Annotated in this window: 10 protein-coding genes and 3 tRNA genes; 6 read left to right on the forward strand and 7 right to left on the reverse strand. The window is 55.9% G+C overall.

The annotated features are described in order from the left end of the window. Positions 1-79: 79 nt before the first annotated feature. The 3 genes from CZ787_RS03325 to CZ787_RS03335 all read right to left on the reverse strand — a co-directional run bounded on the left by CZ787_RS03325 (position 80) and on the right by CZ787_RS03335 (position 410). A tRNA-Glu gene (locus CZ787_RS03325) sits at positions 80-155 on the reverse strand. A gap of 80 nt (positions 156-235) precedes the next feature. Continuing rightward, positions 236-310, reverse strand: a tRNA-Gly gene (locus tag CZ787_RS03330). Between the two features lie 24 nt (positions 311-334). Next, positions 335-410, reverse strand: a tRNA-Glu gene (locus CZ787_RS03335). A gap of 236 nt (positions 411-646) precedes the next feature. Between CZ787_RS03335 and msrB the strand changes: the two genes are divergently transcribed. The 4 genes from msrB to htpX all read left to right on the forward strand — a co-directional run bounded on the left by msrB (position 647) and on the right by htpX (position 4,452). After that, positions 647-1,045 carry a peptide-methionine (R)-S-oxide reductase MsrB gene (msrB, locus tag CZ787_RS03340; RefSeq protein WP_087106167.1) on the forward strand — a complete coding sequence of 133 codons (399 nt, stop codon included), beginning with the start codon at positions 647-649 and terminating at the stop codon, positions 1,043-1,045. Positions 1,046-1,150: 105 nt separating this feature from the next. Continuing rightward, the gene (gene ylqF / locus CZ787_RS03345; RefSeq protein ID WP_087106169.1) at positions 1,151-2,104 is read left to right on the forward strand and encodes a ribosome biogenesis GTPase YlqF; all 954 of its coding nucleotides are present in this window, start codon (positions 1,151-1,153) and stop codon (positions 2,102-2,104) included. A 57-nt stretch (positions 2,105-2,161) separates the two neighbouring features. Next, on the forward strand, positions 2,162-3,454 hold the full coding sequence (locus CZ787_RS03350; RefSeq protein WP_254908550.1) for a pyridoxal phosphate-dependent aminotransferase: 1,293 nt from the start codon (positions 2,162-2,164) through the stop codon (positions 3,452-3,454). A gap of 92 nt (positions 3,455-3,546) precedes the next feature. After that, complete coding sequence (gene htpX, locus CZ787_RS03355; protein ID WP_087106171.1) at positions 3,547-4,452, forward strand: protease HtpX; 906 nt, start codon at positions 3,547-3,549, stop codon at positions 4,450-4,452. Positions 4,453-4,514: 62 nt separating this feature from the next. On the opposite strand, the gene pdxB is transcribed toward htpX, so the two are convergent. After that, a complete protein-coding gene (gene pdxB / locus CZ787_RS03360; protein WP_087106173.1) occupies positions 4,515-5,663 on the reverse strand; it encodes a 4-phosphoerythronate dehydrogenase PdxB in 1,149 nt (382 codons plus the stop codon). Between the two features lie 187 nt (positions 5,664-5,850). Here pdxB and CZ787_RS03365 point away from each other — a divergent pair, with 187 nt between their 5' ends. Next, the gene (locus tag CZ787_RS03365; protein WP_018916661.1) at positions 5,851-6,132 is read left to right on the forward strand and encodes a hypothetical protein; all 282 of its coding nucleotides are present in this window, start codon (positions 5,851-5,853) and stop codon (positions 6,130-6,132) included. 17 nt (positions 6,133-6,149) lie between these two features. Here CZ787_RS03365 and CZ787_RS03370 read toward each other — a convergent pair whose 3' ends face one another. Further along, a complete protein-coding gene (locus CZ787_RS03370) occupies positions 6,150-6,485 on the reverse strand; it encodes a glutaredoxin family protein (RefSeq protein WP_087106175.1) in 336 nt (111 codons plus the stop codon). Positions 6,486-6,504: 19 nt separating this feature from the next. Continuing rightward, positions 6,505-8,727 (reverse strand): bifunctional 23S rRNA (guanine(2069)-N(7))-methyltransferase RlmK/23S rRNA (guanine(2445)-N(2))-methyltransferase RlmL, encoded by a 2,223-nt coding sequence (rlmKL, locus tag CZ787_RS03375; protein ID WP_087106177.1) that lies wholly within the window; start codon positions 8,725-8,727, stop codon positions 6,505-6,507. 325 nt (positions 8,728-9,052) lie between these two features. Between rlmKL and rmf the strand changes: the two genes are divergently transcribed. Further along, the gene (gene rmf, locus CZ787_RS03380) at positions 9,053-9,262 is read left to right on the forward strand and encodes a ribosome modulation factor (protein WP_087106179.1); all 210 of its coding nucleotides are present in this window, start codon (positions 9,053-9,055) and stop codon (positions 9,260-9,262) included. A gap of 47 nt (positions 9,263-9,309) precedes the next feature. On the opposite strand, the gene CZ787_RS03385 is transcribed toward rmf, so the two are convergent. After that, complete coding sequence (locus CZ787_RS03385) at positions 9,310-10,356, reverse strand: quinone-dependent dihydroorotate dehydrogenase (RefSeq protein ID WP_087106181.1); 1,047 nt, start codon at positions 10,354-10,356, stop codon at positions 9,310-9,312. Positions 10,357-10,483: the final 127 nt, after the last annotated feature.

Raw genomic sequence — 10,483 nt, forward strand, 5'->3', positions numbered from 1 at the left:
GAACTCTCGACCCTCGCCTTGGCAAGGCGATGCTCTACCACTGAGCTATTCCCGCTTAATCAATTTCTCGCCATCGGATTGGCGTCCCATAGGGGGTTCGAACCCCTGTTACCGCCGTGAAAGGGCGGTGTCCTGGACCACTAGACGAATGGGACGTACTTGGAGCGGGAAAAGAGATTCGACCGGGCTGGCGTTCCAGCTCTCGACCTGCACTTGCTTAACCACACGACCAAATTGGAGCGGGAAAAGAGATTCGAACTCTCGACCCTCGCCTTGGCAAGGCGATGCTCTACCACTGAGCTATTCCCGCACTCCGATACCTTAACGATGTAATTGGCGTCCCATAGGGGGTTCGAACCCCTGTTACCGCCGTGAAAGGGCGGTGTCCTGGACCACTAGACGAATGGGACGTTTCATTGCCTCGTCGAGGTGGCGCGTATATTACTCAGAGCACGCATTTCTGTCAAGCCCTATGATATCGCTCTGCTTTCTATCTATACGCCAATCTCGTTTACTCCTACTACTTAACTCCCTTGCAAGCGGGTAGTTACACCCTGTTCGCCTTCTGAACCCAAGCACGAACTACGCTGTCTTAATTGAAAAGAGTACGCTAGCCTGCAAGTCATAAAGGGAAAGGAGACACTAAATGGCCAAAATTGAAAAACCCTCCGATCAGTGGCGTGAACAGCTGACGCCTGAACAGTACCGGGTAGCACGCGAGAAAGGCACCGAGCGCCCTTTTACAGGCGACTACCAGGTAAGCGATGCTCAAGGCATTTACCACTGCATTTGTTGCCACGCGCCGCTGTTTGAAAACGAGCACAAATTTGATGCGGGCTGTGGTTGGCCTAGCTTCGACAGGCCGCTTGGCAGAAACAGCGTTGAGGAGCATAGCGATACCACGCACGGCATGGTGCGCACTGAAGTTGTGTGTTCCCACTGCGATGCCCATTTAGGGCACGTGTTTCCCGACGGGCCGCCGGAGTCCACAGGGCTGCGTTACTGCATTAACTCAGTATCGCTAGAGTTTCATCCTGACGAGTAAACGCTACCTCTAACCCCTTAACGAATCGCAGCAAGGCGGGCGCCATCTGGTAGAATGGTTGCTCGCTTTTTTTATGCCCGTTTTTTGTGCTTGTAGGAGAAACTCATGCTCGGCTGGTTCCCCGGACATATGAACAAGGCCCGCCGCCAGATAAAGGATGCGCTGCCGGAGATTGACGTGGTCATTGAAGTACTTGACGCACGTCTGCCCTACTCCAGCGCCAACCCGATGCTGGCCGAGCTGACCCGCCATAAGCCGGTATTGAAAATACTCTCCCGGGCGGACCTGGCAGACCCAGAGCGTACCGCGGAATGGGTGGCCTTTTTCGATGCCCAGGACGATACCCGGGCGCTCGCGATCACCACGACCAACACGCGTGAGTTAAAGAAAATTCCCAAACTTTGTCACGAGTTAGCGGGCGACGTACGTGCTGACCGCGACGTTCGGGTGATGGTGATGGGAATTCCCAACGTGGGTAAATCCACCCTGATTAACGGCTTGGCCGGGCGTAAAATTGCCAAAACCGGTAACGAACCGGCGGTCACCAAGCGCCAACAGAAAGTGCGTATTGATGGCCGCGTGGCGCTGATCGACACGCCCGGCGTGCTGTGGCCCAAGATTGAAGACCAGGCCAGCGCCTACCGGCTGGCGGCCAGCGGCGCTATTCGCGATACCGCCATTGAGTATACCGACGTGGGTATTGTTACCAGCGCCGAGCTTGCCAAGCGCTACCCTGAAGAGTTGTCCGCACGTTACAAACTCAAAACACTGCCCACTTATGAAGCGCCGGTCGATAATGACGTGGACGCCGACGGCCCGAAGAAGCCCGACTTCCTGGCGATCGCCGGATTTGATGGCCATGCCATCCTGAAAGAAATTGCCGGTAAACGGGGCGGCCTGCGCGCGGGTGGCGAGGTAGATTTACACCGTGGCGCCGAAGTGCTGCTACACGAATTGCGTGACGGTAAGCTTGGCCGTTTAACGCTGGAAACACCTGACGATATTCCGCCGCCCATTGTGCAAAACGACGAAGACAATCAGCCACTTTCCGACGCATAATGGATAAATCGACCGGCGCCGCCGCACGGCCTTTGGACACTTTTGGATAAATCACTCATGGAAACCTCTCAGCTTCAAACGCCTACTGAACTTCAGAATACGGACTCACAAAATGCCGAGCCGCCATCTACTGAACTCAAAAAATCTCACAAGCTCAATAACGTCTGCTACGACATCCGTGGCCCGGTCCTTGACCATGCCAAGCGGCTTGAGGATGAAGGCCAGCGGATTTTAAAGCTGAATATTGGCAACCCGGCGCCCTTTGGGTTTGAAGCACCAGAAGAGATTTTGCAGGATGTGATGCGCAACCTGCCCACGGCACAAGGCTATTGTGATTCCAAAGGCCTCTACTCGGCGCGTAAGGCGATTATGCAGGAGTGCCAGCGCAAGGAGATTCCAGGCGTTGGCATCGAAGATATTTACATCGGCAACGGCGTATCCGAACTGATTGTGATGTGCATGCAGGCGCTATTAAACGATGGCGACGAAGTACTGATTCCCGCGCCGGACTACCCGCTGTGGACAGCGGCAGCCAATCTTTCTGGCGGCCACGGCGTGCACTATAGGTGCGATGAGCAGGCCGACTGGACGCCGGACATTGCCGATATCCGCGCCAAGATTACCAGCCGTACCCGCGCGATTGTGCTGATTAACCCCAACAACCCGACCGGCGCGGTTTATCCACCGGCCGTGGTGCGCGATGTATTGGCCGTGGCCAAAGAGCACAATCTGGTGGTGTTCTCTGACGAGATCTACGACAAGATCCTTTATGACGGCGTAGAACATACCGCGACCGGCGCCCTGGCCGACGATGACCAACTAGTGATTACCATGAACGGGCTATCGAAAAGCTACCGCTGTGCGGGCTTTCGCTCCGGCTGGATGACGATTTCTGGCACGATTGCCAAACAGCGCGCCAAGGATTTTATCCAGGGGCTGACCATGCTGGCCTCCATGCGTCTGTGTGCCAACGTGCCTGCCCAGCACGCCATTCAGACCGCACTGGGTGGCTATCAGTCGATCAATGACCTGATTCTACCAGGTGGCCGCTTACTGGCTCAACGCGACATCACGGTGGAAAAGCTCAACGCGATTCCTGGCGTTTCTTGTGTCACGCCCAAAGGCGCGCTCTATGCGTTTCCTCGTTTGGACCCCAAGGTCTTCAATATTCAAGATGACCAGAAGCTGGTTCTTGATTTGCTCCTTCAAGAGAAAATTCTGCTGGTTCAAGGCACGGCGTTTAACTGGCCAGAACCTGATCATGTACGCATCGTGACACTGCCCTGGGCGGATCAATTGGGCGACGCTCTGGACAGGTTCGGTAATTTCTTGTCCCGCTACCGTCAATAAGGCGGGCGGTGACTTGAAACTGCCATGAAGTGTACGTATCTAAGCAAGCATTCTAGTAACGCTTTATTGTCCTCTTAGGGAGAACCTGCACCATGATGCGAATTGTGCTGTTTTTAGCCACCAACCTGGCGGTGCTGCTTGTCGCTAGTATTACGCTGCGCCTGTTTGGTGTTGAGGGTTATTTACGCAGCCAAGGAATCAACTTTACCAGCCTGCTGATTTTCTGCTTTATCTTCGGCATGGTCGGCTCGCTGATCTCGCTGTTTATTTCCAAGTGGATGGCGAAACGCAGTACCGGCACGGTGATTATTGAGTCTCCTTCCAACGCCACCGAGCAGTGGCTGGTCGATACCGTGGCTGAGCTTGCCCGCGAGGCCGGTATTAAAACGCCGGAGGTGGGCATTTTCCCCGCCCAGCAGTCAAACGCGTTTGCCACCGGCTGGAATAAAGATGACGCTTTGGTGGCGGTTTCTGCCGGGCTGTTAAACCGGATGCGCCCCGACGAAGTGCGCGCAGTGCTTGCCCACGAAATTGGCCACGTTGCCAATGGCGACATGGTAACGCTGGCGCTGATTCAGGGCGTGGTGAACACCTTTGTGATGTTCTTTGCCCGTGTGGTGGCGCAATTGGTAGATAGTTTTCTTAAAAGCCGCAGCGGCGGCGAAGGCGGCCTGGGCTTTATGGGTTACTTCGCGGTCGTGATTGTCGCTGAAATTGTGTTCGGGGTTGTGGCGTCGGCTATCGTTGCCTGGTTCTCTCGCTACCGTGAATACCGTGCCGATGAGGCCGGTGCACGGTTAGCAGGGACAGGCTCCATGGTGAATGCCCTGGCCCGCTTGAAGGCGGAAACAGAAATGCCGGACCAAATGCCCGACACTCTACGCGCCATGGCGATCACCAAAGGCCAAACACGCTCACTGGTAGAGCAGCTTTTTGCCAGCCACCCGCCGCTGGATGACCGTATTCGTGCGCTAAAAGAAGCCGCTTACCGTCAATAAGAAACATCCGCACGCATCAGACGTATCAGGCCCGCTTTATGTGGGCCTGTTCTTTTTGCGCGTTAGGATAACCGCGAGACGCGAAAGCCCGCGGCACTCAAAGGCGCTTCAAGCTCAACCGCACTGCCCGATAGCTGCACGTTCAGCGTGGCAAATTCACGGCGCAGCGGATAATTGGCTCGGCAAGTATCAAAGCCCTGCTTGATACCCTCCACAAGCGCCTGGCGCTGCAGGCTGTCGTGGTCTCGGCGCACATCATACACCGCACGCATGCATACACGCAGCGCATCCTCGACCGGCAGTGCGTCCTGCAAGTGCAATGACGCCAACGCTGGCAGCGGGCAGATATCGGCAAACGCATCATGGTTGGGAGTACCAAGATGGCTGGCTAACGCCTGCTGAATCATCCAGGTACCGCGCAGCTTGCCGTCCAGGCTATGCCCGGCAATATGCGGCGTGGCAAGTGCCACCAGGTCGCGCAGCCCTGCGTCAATGTCTGGCTCGCTCTCCCACACGTCCAGCACGGCGGTAATATCCCCTTTACCCGCTAACCGACCACGCAGCGCTAACCCATCAACACAGTCGCCCCGCCCTGCGTTTAGCAATACCGTGCCAGGCGCTAATTCATTGATGCGTTGAGCATTCAGCAGCTGATACGTGGCGTGCGGCCCATCTGACACCAACGGCGTGTGCAGGCAGAGAATATCGCAACGATCGATCAGCGTATCCAGCGGCTCGAAGCCTTGCTCGCCCTCCTGCTCTGCTCTGGGTGGGTCACAGGCAAGTGTGTTGACGCCCAACGCATTAAGGCGGGCAAGCAAGCGGCTGCCTACATTGCCGACGCCCACAATGCCCACCGTTCGTGAGAGCAGCGACCAGCCATCGCGCTCAGCAAGCGTTAGCAAGCTGCTGAGCACATAGTCCACCACCGCTTCAGCGTTGCAACCAGGCGCGCTTGCAAAGGTAATACCGCGCTCGGCCAGGGCGGCGTGATCAATATGGTCGGTGCCAATCGTACAGGTACCGACAAAGCGTACAGCGCTGTCTGCCAATAGCGCGGCAGTGACCTGGGTGATGGAGCGCACAATCAGCGCATCAGCGTCTTTGACGTGTGCCGTGCTTATTTCACGCCCTGGCAGATGGGTAATCGAGCCAAAATCACCAAAGCAGCGTTCGGCGGCGGGTATATTGGCATCTACAGTCAGCTTCACAACGTGATCCTTCTAGTCCGCAGGACAGGCAAGCCTCTTCACAGAAAAACGCTTCATAAGCAAAGATAGGCGTTTGCGATAACGCGCTTTACAATACCGCCCGCCGCATCAAATTGGAAAAGAGTATTCAGGACAAGGAGTGCCTAATGGGTAAGCCAGTGTCAAGAACAACCGTGGGAGTAAGCTTGTGATCGTAAGGTGGGAAACCGACCACGACTATGTGCTGGTTCATATTCACCAGGATATGTTTGGCGACTGGATTTTTAGTCGCGCCTGGGGGCAAATCGGCACGCAGTTTGGCGGCTTAAAACATCAACTGGCCGACACGCTTGAGCAGGCTCAGATGTGGCTGGAAGATGAGACGACCATTCAAAAGTCGCGCGGGTTTCATAAAGTATTGGACGTTGATGACCATACTCCAGAAGGCCAGGAAGCGATGCGCCAGCTTTCGCTGCTTGATCTGCTTTAAGTGCCCCCAGTAAGTCATCACTCACCCAGAAAACGCCGCCCGTTGCGAACATAACGCCCTTTTGGCGGCGCCTCATCAGGTTGCATCAGGCGTGTTAGCGCGTGCTCACTTAGCCAGCCGCGCTGACGCAACCAACCGCTTAAGCGCTCTATCTCAAAACCGCGTATCAGCTCATGCCCATGGCTATCCGCGACAACCGGAATAAGCTCGCCGTAGCGCGCTAGCAACTCCGGACAATCACTGATTTCAATGCGTTGCAGTGCCACCGGTTGATTGGCAAGCGCTGCCAGCAGGCCTTCCAGCTGGGCGCACAGATGGCAACCCAGCGTGGTGTAGAGCGTAAGCGAGATCACCGCCGCAAGCCCTTACGCCCTAGCTGCGGTGACGCAGCAGGAATACGTGATGCATATTGGTGCGCCGCTGAAAGTCGGGGTCGAAGGTACGCGAGGTAATCTCCTCCACCGCATAGCGCTCGCTAAGTGCATCATCAAGCTTGAAGCGACGCTGATTATTCGAGAATACCAGCGTCCCACCGGGCGCAAGCCGCGCCATAGCCAGCTCTACCAACCGTGGGTGGTCGCGCTGTACATCGAGTGTATCGCGCATTTTTTTCGAGTTGGAGAACGTCGGCGGGTCCATAAAGATCAGGTCAAATTCGGCGTTAGCGGTTTCCAGCCAGCGGAAACAATCATCGCGCACCACGCGGTGCAGGCGCAGGTCGAGTTCGTTCAGCGTAAAGTTGTCTTTTGCCCACTCAAGGTAGGTGTTAGACATATCCACGCTAACGCTGTCGCTGGCGCCGCCCAGCGCGGCTTGTACCGTGGCCGTGGCGGTGTAGCAAAACAGGTTTAAGAAGCGCTTGCCGCTGGCCATTTCACCCAACATGCGGCGCACTGGCCTATGGTCCAGGAACAGCCCGGTATCCAGGTAGTCACGCAGATTAACCCACAACCGCGCATCGCCTTCGCGCACGTCAAAACGCTCGCCGCTGGCATCACGCTTTTGGTACTGGGCGGTGCCGGTTTGCCGCTCACGACGCTTGATATATACCTTGCTGGGGTCAACGCCCAACGCATCAGGCAACACTTCCAAGGCGTCAAACAGGCGTTTTTGCGCCTGAGCCGGGTTGATAGAGCTCGGCGCGGCGTACTCTTGAACGTGTACACGGTCGCCATAGCGGTCAATCGCCAGCGCAAACTCAGGCATATCGGCATCATAGAGCCGGTAGCAGGTTTCTCCGCTCTGCTTTAACCATTTTTTGAGGCGCTTCTGGTTTTTAACCAGACGATTGGCAAACATCTGGGCGTTTTCGGACACCGCACGCGACGCTTTCTGTGGAGTAACTTGCGTAGCAACAGGCGCTTGATCGGTAGGCTGCCCTTCTGCCTGAGCATCATTATTGGCAGTTGACGTGCCGATATCCATCAGCAGCAGCTTGGCATCCAGCGCACCATTTTTTAACGCATACTGCTTGTGTGCCCGCAGCCCCAAACGGTGGCCCAGGTCGGGGTTACCGGTAAACATTGCCAGCGTCCAACCTGGAAACAGTGCCTTGGCTTTTTCGCCCAGCTGGGCGTAAAGGCGCACCAGTTCGGGAAGCTCGCCCAACCGCTCACCATACGGCGGGTTGGTGATCAACAGCCCGCTTGATGCGATGAGGGTCTCGGGCCGGGTTAGCTGGGCAAGGCTTTGCCCGTGCAGGGTAATCAGCGCTGGAATACCTGCACGCATCGCGTTGGTTTTCGCCGCAGAAAGCGCCGCAGGGCTTTGGTCAAAGCCCAGCAGCTGCGTTTTACACCGCTTGCGGCCAATAGAAGCACGCGCTTCGGCCTCGCGCTTTTGCTCAAGCCAGAGCGCTTCATCGTGCCCAGCCCAGCCCTTGAAGCCAAAGCGTTCGCGGTCCAGGTTCGGTGCCTGGTCGGCGGCCATTAGCGCCGCTTCAATCAACAGCGTGCCCGCGCCACACAGTGGGTCGATCAACGGCTCGCCAGCCTTGGCTCGCTCGGGCCAGCCCGCGCGTATGAGTAGCGCGGCCGCCAGGTTCTCTTTCAGCGGCGCATGGCCTACGTCGCGACGATACCCTCGGCGATGAAGACTCTCGCCCGAGAGGTCGATACCAATCGTGAGATTCGCCCGGTGCAAATGTGCGTACAGGCGCAAATCGGGCGTTTTAGTATCAATGGACGGCCGCTCTTGCCCGGCAAGCTGCAACGAATCTACCACGCCGTCTTTCACCGTTTGCGCGCCAAAGCGGGTATGACGAATGTGGTCGCTGCGGCCATGAAAATCTACGGCAAGGGTTTTGCCCACGGCCAAATGCTGGGTCCAGGCAATACGGGCAACGACATCGCGTAACTGCTCGGGCGTTTCAATCATCGGCTCGCGAACGAGCTGCAGGATTATCCGGTTGGCAAGCCGTGACCACAAACATACACGGTAGGCGATGGACTGGCTGGCGGTGAAGTACACGCCTGCCACCGTGGTCTTTCCAGGCGTCGCGCCTAGCGCTGCCAGCTCATCGGCCAGCAGGCCTTCAATGCCTTTCGGGCAGGTCGCCAACAGGTTCAAGGGGGCGTTTTGACTCGTTTCGGTCATAGTCATGGCAGCGCGTAACCGCGCGATATTCCTATATATGGCAAATGTATTTACATCTTATGACAATTTGGGGGTCGACAAGTGCCCCCATCTTGATCTAAGAATAAGAGAGTAGCTACTAAAAACGCATGCGTTGCTTGTCTAGGCCATTTATGACCTATGGCTTGTTTGGGGCGCCGCTTGGTCGGTTCAGCACGTGAGTGCTAGACAAAAGTACCATGCTGGCTGCCTGCTCTTGAGGTTAGCTCTCGAAATAGGAGCCTGACGCCACTAAGGCATAGTGCACTATTTCTTATTAAAGGCTTTCATGAAAAGAGGTTAGCCAATGAAACGACAAAAACGTGACCGCTTCCAGCGGGCTTATGTTCACGGGTACAAAGCAGGTGTTATCGGCCGCTCCCGTGATGAATGTCCCAGTCAAGATGTTAATTTACGCGAGTACTGGATGAGCGGTTGGCGTGAAGGTCGCGGAGACCAATGGGACGGTATGACCGGCGTTTCCGGTATCCACAAGAATCCCATGGTCATGACCTAACCGGTTATAACTTCCTTAATCTACATTTTGGAACATGGAGCCCGCTCTTAAGCGGGCTTTTTAGCATCAAAACCACGCGAATTACTGCGTTTTAGCGCGCTGGCACATTCGTTCACAAGCGCAGGGCCTTGGTAAATTAGGCCTGAATAGAGCTGAACCAAATCAGCACCCGCCGCGATTTTGGCTTTTGCGGTTTCACCACTATCAATACCGCCTACGCCAATAATCGGTAGCGTTGGTAGATGCTGTCGCAGCAGACGAATAATCACGTTAGAGGGTTCAAAAACGGGTTTTCCCGATAGCCCTCCCGCTTCTTCCGCCTGAGGGTCACTCTTGACCGCTTCACGGGAAACGGTCGTGTTAGTCGCGATGACGCCGTCCAGTTCGTTGCGAGCAATACTTCCAGCCACGAGCGCGACTTCCTCTTCGCTCATATCCGGGGCGATTTTAATAAGTAGCGGCACCTTGCGGTTCGCTTCAGCATCCAGCACCCGGCTACGCTCACGAATTGGGCCTAATAATGCATCCAACTGCTCGCCAAACTGCAGCGTACGAAGCCCCGGCGTATTGGGTGAAGAAATATTCACGGTAATATAATCGGCGACCGGGTGAACGGCATTCAGGCAGGCTAAATAGTCCTCCAGGGCATTTTCAACCGAGGTGGTCAGATTTTTGCCAATATTAATGCCCACCACGCCTTTATAGTGGCGCTTTTTCACCTGTTCAATTAAATGCTCAACCCCTTTGTTATTAAACCCAAAGCGGTTAATGATGGCGTCATGGCCCGCCAAACGGAACAAGCGCGGCTTGGCGTTACCCGGCTGCGCCTTGGGGGTCACCGTGCCCACTTCGACAAAACCAAAGCCCAGCGCGCCAAGCGCATCCAGGTGATCAGCATTTTTATCAAGCCCTGCAGCAAGCCCCACGCGGTTGGCAAAGCACAACCCCATCAGTTCAACAGGATCCTCTATTGGCTTGCCCACCCAAGGGCGTATACCGCCCACGCGTTGTAATGTGTCTAACGCCCCCAGCGCCAGCCCGTGTGAGGTTTCGGGGTCAATACGAAAGAACAGCGAACGCGCGAGTGAATACATCGACAGAGTCTCTCTGGGAGAATGGGCGGCGCAGAGTATAGCGCATCCTGCCCTTTTAGCGCACCGCGCTTGAGCTTAACCAGAAACCGCGCACAAAAAAACCGTGCCTGAGTTACCTCAAGCACGG

This window comes from Halomonas citrativorans, assembly GCF_900163645.1.
GTDB lineage: Bacteria > Pseudomonadota > Gammaproteobacteria > Pseudomonadales > Halomonadaceae > Vreelandella > Vreelandella citrativorans.